Source organism: Herbaspirillum sp. SJZ099, assembly GCF_007828355.1.
GTDB lineage: Bacteria > Pseudomonadota > Gammaproteobacteria > Burkholderiales > Burkholderiaceae_D > Herbaspirillum.
The window spans coordinates 238,139-258,399 of sequence record NZ_VIUO01000002.1 but is presented as its reverse complement, the minus strand read 5'-3'; the positions used below and the strand labels follow the sequence as shown (position 1 = coordinate 258,399).

Annotated in this window: 18 protein-coding genes; 9 read left to right on the top strand and 9 right to left on the bottom strand. The window is 56.2% G+C overall.

Annotated features, from left to right (window positions below; all coding sequences use genetic code 11):
- Positions 1-90 precede the first annotated feature (90 nt).
- The 7 genes from FB597_RS06205 to FB597_RS06175 all read left to right on the top strand — a co-directional run bounded on the left by FB597_RS06205 (position 91) and on the right by FB597_RS06175 (position 7,998).
- Entirely contained in the window at positions 91-870 is a 780-nt protein-coding gene (locus FB597_RS06205; protein WP_141913967.1) for a TylF/MycF/NovP-related O-methyltransferase, read from the top strand.
- Positions 870-2,252, top strand: coding sequence for an FAD-binding oxidoreductase (locus tag FB597_RS06200; protein WP_141913968.1), 1,383 nt, complete (start codon positions 870-872; stop codon positions 2,250-2,252). The genes FB597_RS06205 and FB597_RS06200 overlap by 1 nt, the downstream gene beginning before the upstream one ends.
- 8 nt (positions 2,253-2,260) lie before the next feature.
- On the top strand, positions 2,261-2,974 hold the full coding sequence (locus tag FB597_RS06195; RefSeq protein WP_141913969.1) for a WbqC family protein: 714 nt from the start codon (positions 2,261-2,263) through the stop codon (positions 2,972-2,974).
- On the top strand, positions 2,967-3,608 hold the full coding sequence (locus tag FB597_RS06190; protein WP_141913970.1) for a class I SAM-dependent methyltransferase: 642 nt from the start codon (positions 2,967-2,969) through the stop codon (positions 3,606-3,608). Before FB597_RS06195 ends, FB597_RS06190 begins: the two co-directional genes overlap by 8 nt.
- Positions 3,609-4,610, top strand: coding sequence for a class I SAM-dependent methyltransferase (locus tag FB597_RS06185; RefSeq protein WP_144768655.1), 1,002 nt, complete (start codon positions 3,609-3,611; stop codon positions 4,608-4,610).
- Between the two features lie 22 nt (positions 4,611-4,632).
- Positions 4,633-5,793 carry a dTDP-4-amino-4,6-dideoxygalactose transaminase gene (gene rffA, locus FB597_RS06180; protein WP_141914219.1) on the top strand — a complete coding sequence of 387 codons (1,161 nt, stop codon included), beginning with the start codon at positions 4,633-4,635 and terminating at the stop codon, positions 5,791-5,793.
- Between the two features lie 276 nt (positions 5,794-6,069).
- A complete protein-coding gene (locus FB597_RS06175) occupies positions 6,070-7,998 on the top strand; it encodes a glycosyltransferase (RefSeq protein WP_255463850.1) in 1,929 nt (642 codons plus the stop codon).
- Positions 7,999-8,046: 48 nt separating this feature from the next.
- On the opposite strand, the gene FB597_RS06170 is transcribed toward FB597_RS06175, so the two are convergent.
- On the bottom strand, positions 8,047-9,093 hold the full coding sequence (locus FB597_RS06170) for a glycosyltransferase family 4 protein (protein ID WP_141913972.1): 1,047 nt from the start codon (positions 9,091-9,093) through the stop codon (positions 8,047-8,049).
- Between the two features lie 277 nt (positions 9,094-9,370).
- Here FB597_RS06170 and glmU point away from each other — a divergent pair, with 277 nt between their 5' ends.
- Positions 9,371-10,729, top strand: coding sequence for a bifunctional UDP-N-acetylglucosamine diphosphorylase/glucosamine-1-phosphate N-acetyltransferase GlmU (gene glmU / locus FB597_RS06165; protein WP_141913973.1), 1,359 nt, complete (start codon positions 9,371-9,373; stop codon positions 10,727-10,729).
- A gap of 94 nt (positions 10,730-10,823) precedes the next feature.
- Here glmU and FB597_RS06160 read toward each other — a convergent pair whose 3' ends face one another.
- Positions 10,824-11,303: an Lrp/AsnC family transcriptional regulator gene (locus tag FB597_RS06160; protein ID WP_141913974.1), complete on the bottom strand. Its 480-nt coding sequence runs from the start codon at positions 11,301-11,303 to the stop codon at positions 10,824-10,826.
- A 194-nt stretch (positions 11,304-11,497) separates the two neighbouring features.
- On the opposite strand from FB597_RS06160, the gene glmS reads away from it, so the two are divergent.
- Positions 11,498-13,315 carry a glutamine--fructose-6-phosphate transaminase (isomerizing) gene (gene glmS, locus FB597_RS06155; protein WP_144768653.1) on the top strand — a complete coding sequence of 606 codons (1,818 nt, stop codon included), beginning with the start codon at positions 11,498-11,500 and terminating at the stop codon, positions 13,313-13,315.
- Between the two features lie 66 nt (positions 13,316-13,381).
- Here glmS and FB597_RS06150 read toward each other — a convergent pair whose 3' ends face one another.
- The 7 genes from FB597_RS06150 to FB597_RS06120 form a co-directional block, all read right to left on the bottom strand.
- Positions 13,382-13,804 (bottom strand): cupin domain-containing protein, encoded by a 423-nt coding sequence (locus tag FB597_RS06150; protein WP_370454657.1) that lies wholly within the window; start codon positions 13,802-13,804, stop codon positions 13,382-13,384.
- A gap of 101 nt (positions 13,805-13,905) precedes the next feature.
- Complete coding sequence (locus FB597_RS06145; protein ID WP_141913977.1) at positions 13,906-14,466, bottom strand: carboxymuconolactone decarboxylase family protein; 561 nt, start codon at positions 14,464-14,466, stop codon at positions 13,906-13,908.
- 38 nt (positions 14,467-14,504) lie between these two features.
- Entirely contained in the window at positions 14,505-15,419 is a 915-nt protein-coding gene (locus FB597_RS06140; protein ID WP_141913978.1) for a VOC family protein, read from the bottom strand.
- Between the two features lie 68 nt (positions 15,420-15,487).
- Positions 15,488-16,333 (bottom strand): fumarylacetoacetate hydrolase family protein, encoded by an 846-nt coding sequence (locus tag FB597_RS06135; protein WP_144768651.1) that lies wholly within the window; start codon positions 16,331-16,333, stop codon positions 15,488-15,490.
- A gap of 21 nt (positions 16,334-16,354) precedes the next feature.
- Positions 16,355-17,380 carry an alpha/beta hydrolase gene (locus FB597_RS06130; RefSeq protein ID WP_141913980.1) on the bottom strand — a complete coding sequence of 342 codons (1,026 nt, stop codon included), beginning with the start codon at positions 17,378-17,380 and terminating at the stop codon, positions 16,355-16,357.
- Positions 17,377-18,714, bottom strand: a complete 1,338-nt coding sequence (locus FB597_RS06125) for an amidohydrolase family protein (protein ID WP_141913981.1) — start codon at positions 18,712-18,714, stop codon at positions 17,377-17,379. The genes FB597_RS06130 and FB597_RS06125 overlap by 4 nt, the downstream gene beginning before the upstream one ends.
- The gene (locus FB597_RS06120) at positions 18,714-20,171 is read right to left on the bottom strand and encodes an FAD-dependent monooxygenase (protein WP_370454645.1); all 1,458 of its coding nucleotides are present in this window, start codon (positions 20,169-20,171) and stop codon (positions 18,714-18,716) included. Before FB597_RS06120 ends, FB597_RS06125 begins: the two co-directional genes overlap by 1 nt.
- Between the last annotated feature and the right edge of the window lie 90 nt (positions 20,172-20,261).

The following is a 20,261-nucleotide window of genomic DNA, read 5'->3' as shown; positions in this document are numbered from 1 at the left end:
GGATCGTTTTTCCTGCATTTCTACCTGTTGCACTGACCGTATAGTTCAATACATCCTGCAATCGAACCGCTTCCCCTTTTGGAGTCAAACATGCATGAGTCATCGATCATTACCAATGCCGATCAAGATCAAGTAAAAGCCCGACGAGAGCTGTTTTCCATGATGGCGGCATATCCGGCGACTGAAGAGGAAACGGAAAGATCACTTGGACTATTCATCAGAGGTTCATTGCTCGCCCGCATTTTAGCGACGTTCGAAGTGTATCAACGAATTGTAAAGCTACCCGGAGCTATTGTTGATATGGGGACATGGCGCGGTCAAACTGCCGTACTTTGTGAAAATTTCCGGGCAATTCTGGAGCCGCTCAATTTTCAACGTCGAATCCATGCCTTCGATACCTTCACGGGTTACGCAGGCTTCAACGAAAAAGATCCCCGTGATGCCAAACTGTATTCAGATGGCACCTATTCGCTCTCCTCTGAGTACGCAAATCTACTAAAGACCCTGCTTCAATTACATGAACGCAACAATGCCATGGGACATGTCAATGGGAAACACCGTGTTTGGGAAGGAGATTGCCGCCAGACTTTCGATACTTTCAGAAAAGAATTCCCCGGCGAAATGATCTCATTGGCATGGTTCGATCTAAACGTGCTCGAACCAACCCGCGACTCTTTCAAAGACGTAATACGCCAGTTAGTCCCAGGAGGGATTGTTGCATTTTGGCAATTAACTCGTGGGGGACAAGTCCCGACAGAAGGCATGCATTATTTAAATGACATTCTCGGCGAGTACAAGCACACCATACATAAGGCTGAAGCTTACCCCTCGCTTTGCTATCTTACTTTTCCAGAAGGCGGCGGATTCTAATGAAAATCGCAATCATCGGAAATGGCATCCTCGGAATGATGAGTGCCCGTGCATGGCTGTATGCAAATCCGAATGCCGAAATATCGCTTATTGGCCCATCCGATCGTCCAGGCTCTGCAACGCGGGCCGCTGCCGCGATGCTCAATTCCTTCACTGAATTAGAGGGCGACTCTTTAAAAACTGACCTGGATCGCTTCAAATTCGACCTTAGTCGAGCTGCGACCGCTGTGTGGCCAGAAGTCTTCCAGGAAATTTGCCACGGCTCGGAAATAACATACGGTTTCGGAACGTACGTACTCAATAATGCTGCAACAGACGATCTGGATGATGAAAATTTCGCTGCTGTCGAGCGGTTCTGCCAAGAATATGACGAGCCCCATGAGATAGTCGCCCCTCGCGACATTCCCAATTATCATCCGGACTCAAGGCATCGAGCCCTAAAAGCGATTTACCTAAAGAGGGAGGGCTGGGTTAATCCCAAACAATTCCTCGACAAACTGACCGACACAGTACGCAGTAACCCCAATGCACGATTAATCGATGCCCAAGCTGTAACACTGGTTTCGAAGAATGGAGCCCTTTCACATATAACCCTGGATAACGGCGAAACAATAGAGGCCGATCAATTCATTCTATGTAATGGGGCAAGCCTCACGAAATTGCTGGAATCTCTTAAAGAGCAGTTACCGGTGCAAAGGCTATTCTATGGCGTCGGCATGTCCATTGAATTGCAGAGCAAAGACAACGTCCATACACATTGTGTCCGAACCACGAATAGAGGTTTGGCATGCGGCGTATATTCTGTTCCCTACGGCAAAGATCGCACTTTAGTAGGCGCAAGTAACTATATTAGTCCATGGCCGTTAAATCATGGACATGCCGGAAGCGCCTATACCCTGCTCAAATCAGCCATGGATCAAATCAATAGCCATTTCTCCCGTGCCAGCCTGGTGAATGTAAATGTTGGTTGGCGGCCAACTACATCAGATACATACCCGCTTTTCGGGCGCACTTCATTGAACAATCTCTGGATACTGGGGGGTACCAAACGAGATGGCTTCCATCTGTCGCCCATCATCTGCCGAGATTTAGTATCAGCGATGTCTGGCCAAGACATCGATCCACGTTACTCACAATTGGCGCCCGAGCGAAAATTAATTCGTAATATATCGCGTGAAGCCGCCATAGCGAAGGCCGTTCGACATCAGATCAATGCATCTTATCAACATGATTTCGTTCCAGCCCGAAATAGAATGGTGGAGCAGTTGAAACAGTCAATCCAGTTTGACCTTGAGACACTACATGACAAACTTGGCGCTACCGACTGGGGCATTCCACCGGAACTCGTCGATATGTACCGTTACGGCCACATTCCTGCCTGAAAGTAGGTATGAAGCGAGTAGCAATCGTCCAGTCGAACTACATTCCCTGGAAAGGTTATTTTGACTTAATCTCATCGGTTGACGAATTCGTCTTGTATGACGATATGCAATATACCCGACGCGATTGGCGAAATCGAAATCAAATCAAGACACCACAAGGCGTACAGTGGTTAACCGTCCCCGTCAAAGTCAAAGGAAAATATCTCCAGACAATTCGTGAAACCGAAATCGATGGAAACGAATGGGCGGCTATGCACTGGAAAAGTTTGCAGCAGAACTATTCACGCGCGCCTTTTTTCTCTTATTACGCAAACCAACTTGAACAACTCTACCTCCAGCGCCCTTTTGTTTTTCTTAGCGATCTGAACCGCACACTCCTGGAGTGGGTTAATACACAGTTAGGAATTAAAACAACGATTTCCTCTTCGTCAGATTACCAACTGCAAGGAGATCGTTCCGAAAAACTATTGAACATCTGCCTGCAAGCAGGTGCACTGAGATATCTATCCGGGCCGGCCGCTCAAGAATATCTGGACGAAAATATTTTCAGGGAAGCTGGCGTGGCAGTCGATTGGTTCAGCTATCCAAGCTATCCCACCTACCCTCAACTTTGGGGAGAATTTACGCATGGCGTAACAATCCTCGATCTGCTTTTCAATTGCGGCCCTCAATCCGTACATCATGCATTGCCAAGCCGCGGAAAGAAGGATTTCAATGGATGACTCTTTACTGTCGGGAATACACCTCGACGTGGCACATTATTACAATTCCAAATTGACCGAATATGGGGCGACCGCTCGCGGCGTTGACTGGAATAGCGAAACCAGTCAATTTCAACGGTTCGAGGAACTCTCGAAAATCCTACCCAGATCAGAAAATTTCTCTCTCAATGACTTTGGGTGCGGTTATGGAGCATTTCTAGAATATGCAAAAAATCGTTTACCGATGCAGCTTTATATGGGAAACGATATTTCGGCGGAAATGATTCACACAGCGCAGACACGTTATGGTCACCTTGAGCATACGCATTTTTCCCAATCTGCTCATCCCGCTTCACAAGCCGATTTCACCATTGCGAGCGGAATATTCAATTTAAGACAAGGCCGTGATGACACATCATGGCTTCAGTACATTCTCTCGACTTTGGATATCCTGAACGCGTATTCCAAAAAAGGCTTTTCATTCAATTGCCTGACCAGCTATTCCGATTCCGAACGCATGCGTCCCGACCTACTCTATTACGCCGATCCATGTTTTTTGTTTGATTACTGCAAACGTAACTATTCACGCCAGATTGCACTTCTTCATGATTATGGACTTTACGAATTCACAATTCTTGTCAGAAAGGATGCGTAAATGTCCGTACTTACCGTCTCCCCTAGCGACTTCGACGTTGCCACGCAACCCGGGATGCGTGATCAACTAGCGGAAATCTATAAAGAATTTCGCACCAAACAAACCCATAGCCAGCATGTTTTACACGACTCCGAAGTCACCTACCGCCTGAATTGCCCATCCTGTCTCGCCAATACTGAAAATGCAACCGTACTCTTTGAGAAAAACGGCGTGCCGCATGTTCAATGCCATACTTGTGGCTTGGTTTATACATCGATGACATTAACAGACGCTGCCGATGCCGCACAGTACGACGATACGGAATTCATGCGCGCCTATGTAAGACTCAAACGTCACCCTCTGTTTACACGACTTGAAGTTACCAAAGCCAGATTTCTCTTGCAGCAAGCGATACGCCATCACCACAATCTCAAAACCGTTCTGGATGTCGGCGCAAGTACGGGGGCAGTACTCGCAGCCGCCAATTACGAAAAAATTGAGGCTTATGGCATAGAACCCGACAGTGCCATGGCCGAGCCGCTCAACGAACAATTTCCAGGACGCGTAATTAACGGATACTTTCCTACCGATATAGCTCCACTGTGGCCCCCCTTCGATCTCATCACCCTATTGGATGTGCTTGAGCACATGATTACTCCTGTAAGTTTTGCCCGCTCCTTGAAGAACAACCTGGCACCGAATGGTTTAGTACTGATTCAGGTCCCGAATTACAACAGCTTGTTGGTACGTCTTGAAGGCAGCCGAAACTCCAATTACTGCGTTGGGCATTGGCAGCATTTCACAGACACCACGTTAACTGACGTCATGGGCAGGGCCGGATATCGTTGCCTTGAAACTGGCACATGCATCACCGAATTCGACCGTATCATGGCTTTTCGTGACGAAGAAAAATCCAGAACCATTCAAGATCTGTTGGGCACGACTGCAGAAATTAAAACACCTGAAGATTTGTATCGCTACAAACTAGGCTACAAATTGTATGGATTATTTGCACCAACCTAGAGCACTCATTGCAGGGATAGGCATGTTAGAAAAGTCCAACTTGGAAACAATTCCTTTCGGTCGCCCCTTCATTGTCGGCAAGGAGCTTTATTACATAGCTCAAGCCGTCGCACAAGGTAGCTTAGCCGGAGACCAGCGATTCACTAAGCTTTGCCATGCATGGCTGGAACATAATCTTGGTGTGCAACGTGCCTTATTGACTCATTCTTGCACAGCTGCACTGGAGATGGCTGCCATTTTGACTGAGGTAGGCCCCGGCGATGAAGTGATCATGCCTTCATATACTTTCGTCTCGACAGCCAATGCCTTTGTTACCCGCGGCGCAACTCCGGTATTCGTAGACATCCGGCAAGACACTCTCAATATCGATGAAAATCTTGTAGCTCAAGCCATTACCGATCGAACCAAAGCCATTGTTCCGGTTCACTACGCGGGGGTACCATGTGAAATGGACGCACTGGCTCTGCTGGCCAAGGAACATGGAGTATGGCTGATTGAAGACGCTGCGCAAGCATTCCAATCTACCTATAAAGGAAAAATGCTCGGCAGTCTTGGAGACCTGGGTTGCCTCAGTTTTCATGAAACAAAAAATGTTATCTCCGGAGAAGGCGGAGCCCTCCTCATCAACAATCTGGAATTAGCTGAACGCGCCGAAATCATTCGCGAAAAGGGAACCAATCGCTCTCAATTTTTCAGGCAAATGGTTGATAAATACACTTGGGTTGACATTGGCTCATCGTATCTTCCGGGCGAGCTTATTTCTGCATTCCTCTATGCCCAACTGGAACATGCCGACGCCATTACCAATGAGCGCTTGAACGCCGTAAGACGCTATCATGACATGCTGCTTCCATTGTCCGATACCGAAAAAATTGTGCTGCCCAAGACCAAATTGCATGAAACCGGCAATGGCCACATGTTTTATTTCCTGGCTAAAAATCTTGAAGATCGAACCAATCTGTTGCAGTTTCTACGTGAGCATGGCTGTAGTGCGGTATTCCATTATGTCCCACTACATAGCTCCCCGGGAGGCAAACGTTTCGGCAAACAGCAATCCGCTATGCATGTAACGGATGACATCAGTGACCGCTTAGTGCGTCTCCCTCTGTACTATGGAATTTCAGAGGCAGAGCAACGCAAAGTTTGTGACTTGCTTTTCTCTTATTACAAGCAAAAAGAATAATCGATTAGATCTGATGAACAACTCATCATCTGCTCTCTACTTTAGATTTCCGTACCTAATAACTAGACATCTAGAATGAAGAATCCTCAAATCTTCGCTCCGCTAAATCAGCCGTACTACGTTTATAGCCCACCTTTCCACCAAACTTCTGGAGGAGCGAGGGCCTTACACTACCTCTGTCACGCGCTGAATCTGATCGGGGAAGAGGCTTATGCGTTAAACCCTAATGTCAACCCTCAACTTCGCACGCCTATCCTAACGCAGGACATCATACGAATGCATCAGGAAGCCGGGCGCAGTCCTATTGCAATTTACCCAGAAGTTGTCAGCGACAACCCGCTCAACGCACGTAACGTTGTCCGCTATCTGCTTGCTGAACCAGCTATCTACACAGGACGACCAATCAATCTTCAGCCTCGGGATCTGGTCTATACATTTGGCCCCACGCTTGTCCCCAAGGGATGGGTTGCCGATATGTTGCGCATCCCTCTTGTCGACACGCGGCTATTCAACAGCATTGGCGTCGATGATACAAAACGTAAAGGAACGGCTGTTTTCATCCATAGGCATCTAAATAAAGGAGGGGAACTACACCCCATCGCTGCAGATTCGATAGAAATTTCATATCGAGTACCCGAGCGTTCCGCAGCACAACTGGCCGAAATCTTTAGATCTGTCGAATGTTTGTATATGTATGAGCACTCAACAGTGTGCTTTGAAGCCCTTTTGTGCGGGTGCCCGGTTGTCTACATCATGAATGCAACCTCTCTCCCAGAAAGCTTTCCATGGCTCATGAAAGGCAAGGGCATTTCTTGGGGCCTCAATCCTGAAGATATTGCGCAAGCAAAACAAACTGTACATGAAGCCAGTGATGTTTATCAGGAAGAAGAAGATGCATTTTGGAACGATCTTCGCAGCCTCGTCGAAAAAACACAAAAGTCGGCAGTAGGCCTGAATGGTGAACCTATACATAAAACACATTCACCGGTTGCGGTGAACTCAACCATCACAGCAACAACTTTACCTCCTGTTGGCGGGGTCTTCGCGAAACGGAAAAAACGGCTGTTAGTGTTCAGTGTGGAATCGACCTGGAGCCCCTGCCCGCAGATCCGGTTAATTCGTCCTTTTGCGAAAATGTCCGACGAATGGGAAATAGAATGGGGCATCAAAAACAGCCAGCTTGATACCGCTGCCGCCGCACGTGCCGATGTTATCTTATTACATCGTTTTACCCCCGGCTTACTGCCAATCTCGGCACTGGATGTGATATTCAAGTTAGGCAAACCAGTCATCTACGAATCCGATGATCTACTTAATGAGATTCCCACAGACCATCCCGAAGCCGCTGCCGGCGCCAGCTGGAAAGAAGGTATCGAATACTCTGTGAAACGGGCGCAAGCCGTAGTGGTATCCACCCATTTCTTGGCCGAAAAGTATCGTCAGCTCAACGCTAATGTTCACGTCCTCCAGAATTATCTGGATTACGACATTTTTCATCGAGACGTGCCGCGCAAGCAAAAAGGAGAGGCCATCACTATTGGCCTGCTCGGCTCATCTATTCAGCCATCGAATTTTGCACTCGTACATCAGGCCTTGCGCACAATATGTGAACGTTATAGGGATAAAGTACGCATCGACTTCGTTGGTTGGCATTGTCCCCAAGGCTGGGAACAGCATCCCAATGCTCGCTTCACATCCTTCATTCATGAATACGAGAAATATGCAGTACAACTTAAGCATATGGAATGGGATATTGCCCTGATTCCTTTGGCTCAGGACGAATACAATCAATGCAAAAGCTTTGTCAAATGGCTGGATTACTCTGCCGCTGGCATCGCATCTATTTTTAGTGACGTATCAGTCTATAACGCCGTTGTTACGAATGAGAGCACCGGTTTGCTCATGCCAAACTCCAGTCAAGCCTGGCTGGATGCTATCGTTTCACTGATTGAATCTCCTGAATTGCGGAGTAAATTGGCAATACAGGCTCAGCAAGAGGTCAAAAACCGTTTCGGCTTAAAACAACATGTACATTTGTACAACGAGGTCTACTCAAGCTTCATCCATGGCGCGCCTAAACCAACCGTCCAACGCTCTGCGTCAGAAATAAACATGTCCACTCCCCAAGCTATCCCACGACGAATCGCTGGCATTAATGCTGGAGTAACTGCCAGCGCCCGTAACATTCTAAAAAAGACAAATTAACAGTTCTAGGATGAACTAGAGCCAATACAAAATTTCTTGGGAGAGGACTCAATAACCTAAACTCTTAATCTCCGCCTGCGCCTGCGCTCGATAGATAATGCGCTCGAACTCATCGGCCCAGTCGCTGGCCAGGCGACCGAGCAGCAGGCTCTTGCCGGCGCGGGAGACACTGCGGCGCACCTCGTCGCTGGTCAGCAACATGCGCAGGTTGGAAGACAGCATTTCGATGTTGCCCACCGGGTGCATCAACGCATTGACGCCATTGCGCAGGCCAATATGCCGGTAGGTTTCCAAATCGGACAGGCAGACCGGCACCTCGAGCTCGAAAGCCTCCCAGATCGTCAGCGGCTGCGACTCGGAATTGCTGGCCAGCACGTAAGCATCGGCCGAGGCCAGGTAGCGCAGGGTCTCTTCGTTGGGAAGCTCGCCCATGAACCGGTAGAGATTGGGGAACGCTTCGGCCAGGCGCCTGGCGCCATCGCTCATCTGCAAGTACTTGCCGATGAAAAGCACTTCGACGCTGTCGCGCAACGCCTCATCCATGGCGTTGACCGCCATGATGACGTCCTCCATGCGCTTGCGTTGCTCGATGGTGCCGATGCAGACGATGCGCTTCTTGTCTTTCGACTTGGGAGCGAGGTCTTCCTGCCGGTAAATGGCATCGTTCCAGAACGGCAGCACATGGGTGGCGGCCGGACTGTCGAACAGGAAACTGCCGTAGACGATGCGCTGGAATTCGGTCTGGAAAACGATATGCGAAGCCTTCTTGAAACCGGCTGCCATTTGCGGGTAGTGCACTAGCAGATCGCGCCCGATTTCTGCCTCATGGATCCACCAGACTACCGGGCAACGCGACGCCAGGTCGGCGACCGCCGCTCCCGACAAGATGCAGTTGGAGACGATCACGTCGGCGCTATCGATGTTCTTGACGATGGGAATGCCCAAGGCTTCGAACTTCTTGCGCACATCTCCCTGGCCGTCGATACGCGGCATGACGTATACCTCGTGGTGCTGCACCAGCCGTTCTGCCAGGCGCAACATTGCGATGCTCGCGCCGGTGGTATAAAACTCGTCGTTCAACAATAAGATCTTCATTGACTGCTTCCATGGATATCCCGGTCTTGCCGGGATCCGTTATCGTTATCTTGATGCTATTGCAACCCGGCCGCCGGAATGATGCCGCGCCGCAACTGAATGCGTCTCCCAGTGCGTCAGACGCATTCAGTGCAGAGTGCCATCATAATTGCCGCCCAGCCACGCAAAGGGTCGAGCACATGCGGAAATGACCTTCAACTTTGCATTTGGACAAGGCCCGGAACAAGGCCTGCATGCTAGACTTCCGGCTTTCGTTCCGCTCGCTACAAGCTCTTACATGAACATCGTCATCCTCGCCGCAGGCATGGGCAAACGCATGCAGTCGGCCCTGCCCAAAGTCTTGCATCCGCTCGCCGGGAAGCCGCTCCTGGGCCACGTCATCGACACCGCCCGCTCGCTCTCGCCCCGGCAACTGTGCGTGGTTTACGGCCACGGCGGCGATGCGGTGCCCAAGGCGTTCGCGGATGCCGGCCTGTCGTTCGCCAAACAAGAACCGCAATTGGGCACCGGCCACGCAGTGATGCAAGCCCTGCCGCACATCGAAGACGATGCGCCGACCCTGGTCCTCTACGGCGACGTGCCGCTGACCACGTCGGCTTCCCTGCAGCGCCTGCTGGACGCGGCCGGCAACGACAAGCTGGGCGTACTGACCATTACCCTGGACGACCCGACCGGTTACGGTCGCATCGTGCGCGAGAACGGCCGGATCACCAGCATCGTCGAGCAAAAGGATGCCAGCCAAGCCCAGCGCGCCATCCGCGAGATCAATACCGGCATCATCGCCGCGCCCACCGCCCGGCTGCGCAAGTGGCTGGCCGCGCTGTCCAACCAGAACGCCCAGGGCGAATATTATTTGACTGACATCATCGCCCTGGCGGTGGCCGATGGCGTCGAGGTGGTCTCGGCCCAGCCCGACGATGTGGCCGAAACGCTGGGCGTCAACAGCAAGGCGCAACTGGCAGAACTGGAACGCGTGCACCAGCGCAATATCGCCAACCGGCTGCTGGAGCAAGGGGTGACGCTGGCCGACCCGGCGCGCATCGATGTCCGCGGCGAGCTCACCTGCGGCCGCGATGTCGCCATCGACGTCAACTGCGTATTCGAAGGCCGCGTCAGCATCGCCGAAGGCGCGGCCATCGGCGCCAATTGCGTGATCAAGAACGCCAGCATCGGCGCCTGCGCCAACATCAAGCCCTTCACCCACATCGAAGGCGCGACCGTCGGCGCCGGCGCCCAGGTCGGCCCGTACGCGCGCCTGCGCCCCGGCACCGAACTGGAGCAGGATGTCCACGTGGGCAACTTCGTCGAGGTCAAGAACAGCATCGTCGGCATCGGCAGCAAGGCCAACCACCTGGCCTACGTGGGCGATGCCGATGTCGGCAGCGGCGTCAACATCGGCGCCGGCGTGATCACCTGCAATTACGACGGCGCCAACAAATTCCGCACCGTCATCGAAGACGACGCCTTCATCGGCAGCGATTCGCAACTGGTGGCGCCGGTGCGCGTCGGAAAGGGTGCCACGCTGGGCGCCGGCACCACGCTGACCAAGGATGCCCCGGCCGGCCAGCTCACGCTGTCGCGCGCCAAGCAGCTCTCGCTGCCGGGCTGGCAGCGTCCGGTGAAAATCAAGAAATAATCATCCCGGCAAACAGCGCCGAAAAACAAAAAGGACCGGCTCCGTGACTGCACAACACGCGGGCCGGTCCTTTTTATATTGATCCCACTCCTGCCTATTCCTTCTGCACATCGATCGGCACCGCCGTCTCGAATTTGCTGCGCAATACAGAGAAATAGCTGCGCACGTTGCGCACGTTCTTTTGCGAAGCGAACAAGCGATGCGCCAGCGCATGATAGGCCGGCATGTCGGCCACCAGCACCACCAGCACGAAATCCGGGCCGGGCGACACCCGATAGCACTGCTGCACCGCCGGCTCATCGGCCACCAGCGACTCAAACGATTGCTGCTCTTCATCCCCCTGGCGATCCAGCGTGATTTCAACGATGGCGGTCAAGGTCGATGCCAGCTTGTCCGTATCTAGCAAGGCCACCTGGCGCGCGATCACGCCCGCCTCGGTCAGCCGCCTGACCCGGCGCAGGCAAGTCGGCGGCGACGCGTGCACCGACGCCGCCAACTGATGGTTGGTCTGGCTGGCATCGCTTTGCAGCGCCTTCAAGATACGGCGATCCAGGTCGTCGAGTTCGAGTTTCATCCGGCACCTTGCTTGCAATGAAGTTGTTCGAGCAATTAAATATGAAACATAATTTCATATTAATTAAATATGTTTACGTTAATTCCAACATAAATCCTAATGGCAATAATAGTTCATATTTAAATTATTTTAGAAATCTTATTTCATACCCCCTCGCCTAATATGGCCTCACATTTCTTCCAGCGAGGTTCATCATGTGCGGCATCGTCGGCGCGGTTGCGCAACAAAACGTCACTCCCATCCTGCTCGAGGGCTTAAAGCGCCTCGAATACCGCGGCTACGACTCCTGCGGCGTCGCGCTGTACGTGGACGGCAAGCTGCAGCGCTCGCGCAGCACCTCACGCGTCGCCGAACTGCAAAAGCAGATCGAACAGACCGGCCTGGCCGGCTTCACCGGCATCGCCCACACGCGCTGGGCCACCCACGGCGCCCCGGCCACACACAACGCCCATCCGCACTTCTCGCGCGATCGCATCGCGCTGGTCCACAACGGCATCATCGAAAACCACGACGAACTGCGCGCCGAGCTGCAAGCCGCCGGCTACACGTTCGAGAGCCAGACCGACACCGAGGTCATCGCCCACCTGATCGACCACATGTACGACGGCGACCTGTTCGCCACCGTGCAACAGGCCGTGCGCCGCCTGACCGGCGCCTACGCCATCGCCGTGTTCTCGTCCGACGAACCGCACCGCGTGGTCGCTGCCCGCCAAGGCTCGCCGCTGATCGTCGGCCTGGGCGAAGGCCAGAACTTCGTCGCCTCCGACGCCATGGCGCTGGCCGGCACCACCGACCAGATCATCTACCTGGAAGAAGGCGACGTGGTCGACCTGCAATTGCAAAAAGTCTGGATCGTCGACGCCGCCGGCCGCTCGGCCGAACGCGAAGTGCGTACGGTGCAAGCCTTCAGCAGCGCGGTCGAACTCGGCCCCTACCAGCACTACATGCAAAAGGAAATTTTCGAGCAACCGCGCGCCATCGCCGACACGCTCGAAGGCGTGGCCGGCATCATGCCCGAACTGTTCGGCGACAAGGCCTACAAGATCTTCAAGGAAGTCGACTCGGTCCTGATCCTGGCCTGCGGCACCAGCTACTACGCCGGCCTCACCGCCAAGTACTGGCTGGAATCGATCGCCAGGATCCCGGTCAACGTCGAGATCGCCAGCGAATACCGCTACCGCGACAGCGTGCCCAACCCGAAATCGCTGGTCGTCACCATTTCGCAAAGCGGCGAAACCGCCGACACCCTGGCCGCGCTCAAGCATGCGCGCAGCCTCGGCATGCCGCACACGCTGACCATCTGCAACGTCGCCACCAGCGCCATGGTGCGAGAATGCGAACTGGCCTACATCACGCGCGCCGGCGTCGAAGTCGGCGTCGCCTCGACCAAGGCCTTCACCACCCAACTGGTGGCCCTGCTGCTGCTCACGCTGTCGCTGGCGCAAACCCGCGGCCTGCTGACGCAAGAGCAGGAAGAAGCCCACCTCAAGGCCATGCGCCACCTGCCTGCCGCGCTGCAAAGCGTACTGGCGCTCGAACCCAGCATCGTCGCCTGGGCCGAAACCTTCGCCCGCCGCGAAAACGCCCTCTTCCTCGGCCGCGGCCTGCACTACCCGATCGCGCTGGAAGGCGCCCTGAAGCTCAAGGAAATCACCTACATCCACGCCGAAGCCTACGCCGCCGGCGAACTCAAGCACGGCCCGCTGGCGCTGGTAACCGACCAGATGCCGGTAGTCACCATCGCCTCCAACGACGCGCTGGTGGAAAAACTGAAATCGAACATGCAGGAAGTGCGCGCCCGTGGCGGCCAGCTCTACGTGTTCGCCGACAGCGATTCGCACATCCACTCAAGCGAAGGCCTGCACGTGATCCGCATGCCGGAGCACTATGGGGTGTTGTCGCCGATCCTGCACGTGGTGCCGTTGCAGTTGCTGGCTTATCACACGGCGTTGGCGCGTGGCACCGATGTGGATAAGCCGCGGAATTTGGCTAAGTCGGTGACGGTGGAATAAAAATGCCCCGGGAAGTCCTCTGGGCAGAACCTCCGCTGGCAGCAGAGGAGATGAAACTGTTCAGCCTTATGCCCAGGGCGCGGGTTCCGGCACTGCACATGGCTCCGCTACCCCGATGCTGGCGAAGTCGGCCGGGCCGACCACTTCCAGGTACTCCATATCGGGCGAGTAGTCGAACAGGAAGTGGCGGATACCCGGCGCCTGATGCACGCAGTCGCCAGCGCTGACGAGCGTTTCCTTGTCTTCGTACATGAACTTCGCCCAGCCCTTCAGCATGTAGACGATGTGGAACTCCGCCTCGTGCACGTGCCATCCGGTGCCAGCCTCAGGAGCCGCATTTGCGCGCACCAGTTGGGCGATGACCTTTCCTTGGGTGGCCTCGGCGACGCCCAGGTCCCGATAGACGAAAAAATCCCGCAGGCCCCCCTCAACGAACTGAGTGTCACCAGGCTTCACGTGCGTGAATTTCGTCTGCAAACTCGTATCCATCATTTCTACCGCCTCCGTTAGTTCAGAAATCTGCTAAAGCGGATAACGGGATCAGGCCAGTCATCCGCTCGAAAAAGGACTGGCCCGGTTGCAGCGGACCATTACGGGGTATCTGGGAACGGCAGCTCGACTTGCCCGTCCGCCCTGACGTCAAATACGTTCAGGCTCATCGCCACCAAGGTGTAGTACCCCAGCAGCCCCACCAGATTCACCACCGTCTTGACGCCGAAACTGGTGACCGCCTCGTGATAGATCTCGTCGGACACCCGTCTCTTCTGGTACAGGTCCTCTACGAATCGCCAAATCAAGGCTTCGTCGCCGTTATCGAACTTGGGCGGCTTATCCTGCCGGAGGTCTTCGAGCACTTCTGGCTTGAGCCCGGCATCAACGCCTATCGGGTAGTGGATATACCACTCGGCTTGCGACTTCCACTTGGCCGCCGTGCACAGGATGGCGAGCTCGGAGAGCCGCAGAGACAATCCCGTGCCGTAGCGGCAGAACGCCCCCAGCTCCTGCGCACGGCTTGCCAGCTCGGGGCTATGAATCCACGAGAGAAATGGGCCATTCAGGTTGCCGCGCGGGCCGGAGAGAATCGCATGCAATACGTCCTTCTGCTCCGGAGATGCGCTTTCAACGGAGAAATGGGGCAGTCTGGGGCTCAAGTTGTTCATCCTTAAAGTGATGTGCGCTCAATACTGGCTCATGCCTCGGTATTGAAGATGAAATTCTCCGGCACGCCGGGCCCCCACAGATACAGGGAGTCCTCCGGCGGGAAGTCGCCGGCCGGCCATGGCTTGCCTGCGGACACATAGTCGATGTCGGCCGAAAACTCGCAGAAGGAACCCCAAGGATCCTCTACATAGTGGAAGTAATTGGAGCCGAGTACATGGCGCCCGGTGCCCCAGCCCTTCACATACCCAGCAGCAGCCATCTGGGCGGCGCCGGCACCCACCGCATTGACGTCTGGTACGTCCCAGGATGAGTGATGCCAGCCTCGCGCGCTGCTCTTGGCGAAAGCCACTAGGTGATGGTCGCAGCCATGGGGAGCATGCATGAAGGCGATGATATCGCGGGACTTGTCCGAAAGGCGCAGTCCCAGGGCGCGCTCATAGAAAGCCACCGAGCCAAGGACATCCGGCGTGAACAGCAGCACGTGCGAGAGCCGGGTGGGCTTCACTGTCACCGCCTCAGCGCGTGTGCATGCCCCGCGCTTGTCCGCCGGCGTGCTCTCGCTCGTCCTGGTCGGTTTCTCATCCAGCGTGGTCTTGGGGCCGACACGTACCTGAATCCGGTTGCCATCCGGGTCGCGGAACCAGAACGAGGGCTCGTCACCCTGCGAAATGGCCGATACCTGAGTCGCCCCCGCCTCCACCACCTGGCTATGCAACCGGAAGATATCTTCCTGGTAGGCGTTGAAGGTCAGATAATCCAGATGCTTCCGGTCGCCCGGCACGAGCCGCGCCCAGCGGTGGCCATCGGCGGCGAACACGTTCAGGCCACCTTCCGGACTCGTGTTCTCCTTGATATCCAGCCCGAAGGTGGAGAAAAACGTCCTGGCCTGGTTCAAATCTGGTACTGCCAGCGCGAAATGGTCAATCGAATGGATGGCTGTCACGACATATCTCCTAAACGCCACGGGCCTCACGATGCGTTGCCGGAGGCCCGTTTTACTTCCGGGACTACTTAGCGTGCTTCGTCCATGATGACGTTGCGCAGCGTGCCAATACCCTCGACGCGGACCTCGCACACGTCACCGGCCTTCATCAGCAGCTTCGGCGAGCGCGCCCAGCCGATACCCGACGGTGTGCCGGTGACAATCACGTCACCCGGTTCCAGGGTAATAGCCTGGCTGACGATGCTGATAACGGTTGCGATATCGAAGACCATCTCGTCGGTACTGGCCGACTGGACCTCTTCCCCGTTCAGGATGGTTTCCAGGCGCAGGCCCTTGGCGCCGGCCGGCAGCTCGTCGGCGGTGACCAGGTCTGGGCCAAAGGCGCCGGTACCGTCGAAGTTCTTGCCGACGGTCCATTGCGGGGTCTTGAACTGGTACTCGCGCACGGAACCGTCGTTGAAGAGGCTGTATCCGGCCACATGCTCCAGAGCGTCAGCGGGCGCGATGTGGCGACCGCCCTTGCCAATCACGGCGGCAATCTCACCTTCGAAATCGAGGCCTTCGCTGTCCTTCACCGCTGGGCGAATCATCGGTTGCGCATGCGCAACCAGGCTGGTATTCACGCGGAAGAACAGCGTGGGGTAATCCGGCTGGACGAAGTTGCTCTCCTTGGTGTGGTCGGCATAGTTCAGGCCGACGCAGATGATTTTCGGCGGACGGGACAGCGGCGGCAGATAGGTAACGTCCTGTTCCGCCACGACCACGCCTTCCTTGAAGGTCCCGCCGTAGTTCTTGAGGCTGACACCACGCGCCAGGAGGTCTTCCAGAGATTCCTCACCGATGATGCGAATTCCCTTGCTTTCGCGAACACCGAGGGCCTTTTTGCCTTGATACAAAACCGATACGTAACGCATTACAGAACTCCTAAGAAAAAATCAGCTGAAAGTAGCGGCGCTGCATCCCGCGCCCTCACTGGAATAGGCCTCAATCCAGCGAGAGAAAGACTGGCAAATCTGGTCATTGGCAAGGCGCGCCCCGGCCGACGCTTCGAACATGCCGAAGAAGAGGTGAAACATGCTGTCGAAGTCGAGCACCTTCACCGGGACTCCGTTTTGGGCCAGCTTGTCGGCATACGCCAGGCCTTCTGGCCGTAACGGGTCGTGGCCGGCGACCGCAATGAGCGCCGGCGGCGAACTTTCCAGGGCCGTCGCGCGCAGCGGCGACGGAGGGAATTCCGTGGACTGGGTCATGTTCTCGCCCATGTACAGGCGGGAAATGTCGCGCAAATCGTTCGGCTTGAGCATCGGATAGTCGATGCCACGGGCCTCAATTTCCGACACATCCCGGGCCATATCAATGCCAGGGACCACCAGCAGCTGGGCCACAAGGCTCCTTGGAGACTCACGGGAAACCAGAATTGCGGCGGACGTTGCCAGGTTGGCGCCGGCGCTTTCGCCAGCAACGGCCACACGGAGCGGGTCGCCACCGAGCGTTTCCACGTTCTTCAAGGCCCAGCGAGTAGCCGCCAGGGCGTCATCGTGCGCGGCCGGAAAAGGATGTTCGGGCGCCAGCCGGTAATCCGCGGACACCACGACGGCGCCGGTATCACGGCACAGCTTGCGCACGATGTCGTCCATGAGCTCAACGCTGCCCAGGACAAAGCCGCCACCATGGAAGAACACGACGGTTGGGATCCGCCCCTGGAAAGCCAAGGGCCGATACACACGGACAGGAACCTCGATAAGCTGGCCATTGACCTCGTCCGATGCCACGACATCCTCCGTCGAGAGCACCTCAGGCAAGGTCTTACCCGCCCTTGCGCGCTCGATTGCCTGGCGCAGGCGGCCCCGGGCCTGCTCTGGCGTGCCTGAAAACGGCGGAGGAATGCCGACCTCGGCCACCTTGCGGACGATTTCCGCCAGTTGAGGATCCAACTCTTTTGCTGAATTGGTCGACGTCATTGCAGCCCCAGAACGAACTTCTGCGAGCTCACAGCGCGGTCGCGCACCTGATCGAGGTCCACGGACAGCAGCTTGCCGCCCTTCTTGACCGCGCGGCCGGCCACGTACACCGAATCCACGTTACCGGGGTGGGCGGCCAGGACGATGGCTCCCACTGCATCCGAGACCGGCGCCAGATTGATGTCGTCGGTACGAATCATGACGATGTCAGCCTGCTTGCCAGGAGTCAGGGAGCCGATTTTGCTCTCCATGCCGGTCGCCTGCGCGCCCGACAGGGTTGCGAACTCCAGCACGTCGCGCATCGTCATCGTCTCCGGTGCACCCTTTGCCTTGGAGTGGCCGCCGCCCATCCAGGAACGGTAATAGGCGAATGCATGCCGCATCTGGGTAAACATGTCGCCGGCGCACTTCGTTTCGGTGTCGCCGCTCAGGCTGGGGCGAATGCCGGCCGCCAGCAGGCGGTCGAACGGGATGTCGCCGATACCTTGGGCGTTCAGCTCGCAGTGCACCCCGAGGGATGCGGTGACGCCAGCATCAGCCATCATCGAAATCTCGTCGTCGTGGGAGCAGCAGCAATGGACGAAGGTCAAATCCGCGCCGAGGACGCCCGCTTCATGCATCTGCGCGATGGCGCGCACCTTGGCGTTCCGTGCATAGGCGCCCATGTGGATGCTGGAGCGAATACCGAGCTCTCGGGCCAGGCGCAGGTCGCCGAGCCAGACATCCCGGGTGGCCATTTCAGGGCCACGGCCGGCCATGGCCAGGGTGACCAACTGGTCGTCGGACGAGAAGAACTGCTGGCGCAGGCGACGGATGTCTTCCAGGTGTCCGCGCTGGCTGTTGAACATCCAGGATGCGCCTTCGACCAGCGGCCAGCCGTGGGCGAAGATGGCGCGCATGCCAGAGTCCTGCAGGGCGATGACCGCGGCATCCGTGTGCTCAGGGCTATTCTGGATGTGCGACCAGTCCAGCATCGTGGTGATGCCGGAGTCCAAGGCCGACACCGCGCCCAGCAACGTGCCGATATACACGTCTTCCGGCCGATACGCCGCGCCCTTCGCTCCCAACATCTCCGCGAAGTAGATTTGCGGGTCGATATCAGCGTAGCGGTGGCGAACGCAGGTCTGCCAGGTGTGGCGATGGGTATCCACAAAGCCTGGGATGACAATCATCCCGGAGGCATCAACCAGTTCGGCGTCCGCCACTTCCAGGTTGGGCGCAACCTCGACGATTTTGTCGCCGTCGACCAGGATATCGGCCGAACGGTGGTCACCCACCTTCGGGTCCATGCTGACGACCCAGCCGCCCTTCAAAAGCTTCCGCTGCGTTTGCATCAGAGACTCCCGTTAAACCATTTCGAAAGCTGGCCTTCGACTTCCCTCACCAGGCCAGTGCTGCTGCCAGCCCAGGCGATATAGCCATCCGGCCGGACCAACAGGGCCTTCACGTCACCGAGCACGTCGGGAATCTTCGCCAGGCGCGCTTGAACCACATCGATGGGGTACTTCGAGACATCGAGATCGGCGAACTGGCGGCTGAAGCCCTCCAGGTCCAACAGCAGGAACTTGCGCGAGCGCAGCAGGGACAGCATGCTGGGCGTAGAGCCATCCAGCAGCGTCAGCAGGATGTCCGGACAGCGCAACCCTTCCGCCGGGTGCGCCCCTTCAGCGCGGGGATACGGAGTTTCCAGGCCGCACAGCTCCAGCACCAGCTTCTTCTGGACATCCGGCAGCGGGATGATGTGCTCCTGCATGCGGCGCTTCAGGACAACGGCGTCCTCGGAGAAGTTGAACTGCAGCGCACATTGCGCCTTCACGCTCTCCAGCAGTCGTTCCATGACCGGCATGCGCTCGGAATGGTAGGTATCCAGGGTATCGGCTTTGGCGAGACCCTTCACCACGTTGGCCAGCTTCCAGCCCAGGTTGAAGGCGTCCTGCAGGCAGAAGTTCATGCCCACGCCGCTGGCCGGGTAGTGAATGCGGGCCGATTCACCGACCAGGAACACACGTCCCTGGCGAAGCTGCTTGACGCTACGCATCTGGTCATCGAAGCGCGACGCCCAGCGATAGGAGGCAATCCCGTAGTCGGTGCCATGCACGTCGCGCAGGCACTGGAGCACCTCGGGCAGCTCGACTGGCTCCTCCTTGGGGGCATGGCGCCGGTCGCGGTGGACGATGTTGAAGCGGGTGATGCCCTCGCCGAACGTGTAGCCGCGAATCCAGCCCATCTCGTTGTCGACGTTGATACGGCCGCCCGGCCACGGTGCTTCCAGGTGTGCATCCACGACAATGCCGCGGAAGGTGCCGGAGTGACCGTCGAAGTCCATGCCCAGCTTCGTGCGGACGGCACTGCGGCCGCCGTCAGCGCCCACCACATAACGGGCACGGATCTCCCTCTCTTCACCGGCAGACGAGCGCACCAGAACCGTGACGCCCTCAGCGTCCTGACGAAGGTCGATGAGCTCGCTGTCCGAGACGACCTCGGCGCCGCACTCCTTGGCCCATTCCCAGAGAATTTCCTCGGTATGGTTCTGGGGCAGACCCAGCGTGAAGCCGAAGCGCGAATCCAGGTACTTCCAGTCGATGGGATGGAACCCCGACCAGATGTGCGACGGCCTGAACGGATACGGAGCGATTTGCTTCGTCTTGTTGATGAAGCGGTCTGCTATACCGCGTGCATCGAACAACTCGAGCACACGAGGAAGGATGGTTCCTGCGCGCGACTGGACGCCTGCGGTGCGCCTCTCCACTACCAGGGTTTTCACGCCGGCGCCTGCGAGTTCACCCGCCATTGTTAAACCCGAGGGCCCTGCCCCGACTACGACCACATCCCACTGCATTTTCACTCTCCGTATGAACGAGTTGAACGAAACAACAAACTG

Bases quoted from the DNA above. Each gene is read 5' to 3' on its own strand.
- glmS (WP_144768653.1), top strand. From the start codon at position 11,498: ATGTGCGGCATCGTCGGCGCGGTTGCGCAACAAAACGTCACTCCCATC.
- FB597_RS06135 (WP_144768651.1), bottom strand. From the start codon at position 16,333: ATGCGTTACGTATCGGTTTTGTATCAAGGCAAAAAGGCCCTCGGTGTT.
- FB597_RS06120 (WP_370454645.1), bottom strand. From the start codon at position 20,171: ATGGCGGGTGAACTCGCAGGCGCCGGCGTGAAAACCCTGGTAGTGGAG.
- FB597_RS06200 (WP_141913968.1), top strand. From the start codon at position 870: ATGAAAATCGCAATCATCGGAAATGGCATCCTCGGAATGATGAGTGCC.
- FB597_RS06130 (WP_141913980.1), bottom strand. From the start codon at position 17,380: ATGACGTCGACCAATTCAGCAAAAGAGTTGGATCCTCAACTGGCGGAA.
- FB597_RS06185 (WP_144768655.1), top strand. From the start codon at position 3,609: ATGTCCGTACTTACCGTCTCCCCTAGCGACTTCGACGTTGCCACGCAA.
- FB597_RS06160 (WP_141913974.1), bottom strand. From the start codon at position 11,303: ATGAAACTCGAACTCGACGACCTGGATCGCCGTATCTTGAAGGCGCTG.
- glmU (WP_141913973.1), top strand. From the start codon at position 9,371: ATGAACATCGTCATCCTCGCCGCAGGCATGGGCAAACGCATGCAGTCG.
- FB597_RS06170 (WP_141913972.1), bottom strand. From the start codon at position 9,093: ATGAAGATCTTATTGTTGAACGACGAGTTTTATACCACCGGCGCGAGC.
- rffA (WP_141914219.1), top strand. From the start codon at position 4,633: ATGTTAGAAAAGTCCAACTTGGAAACAATTCCTTTCGGTCGCCCCTTC.
- FB597_RS06150 (WP_370454657.1), bottom strand. From the start codon at position 13,804: ATGGATACGAGTTTGCAGACGAAATTCACGCACGTGAAGCCTGGTGAC.
- FB597_RS06205 (WP_141913967.1), top strand. From the start codon at position 91: ATGCATGAGTCATCGATCATTACCAATGCCGATCAAGATCAAGTAAAA.
- FB597_RS06125 (WP_141913981.1), bottom strand. From the start codon at position 18,714: ATGCAAACGCAGCGGAAGCTTTTGAAGGGCGGCTGGGTCGTCAGCATG.
- FB597_RS06195 (WP_141913969.1), top strand. From the start codon at position 2,261: ATGAAGCGAGTAGCAATCGTCCAGTCGAACTACATTCCCTGGAAAGGT.
- FB597_RS06190 (WP_141913970.1), top strand. From the start codon at position 2,967: ATGGATGACTCTTTACTGTCGGGAATACACCTCGACGTGGCACATTAT.
- FB597_RS06175 (WP_255463850.1), top strand. From the start codon at position 6,070: ATGCATCAGGAAGCCGGGCGCAGTCCTATTGCAATTTACCCAGAAGTT.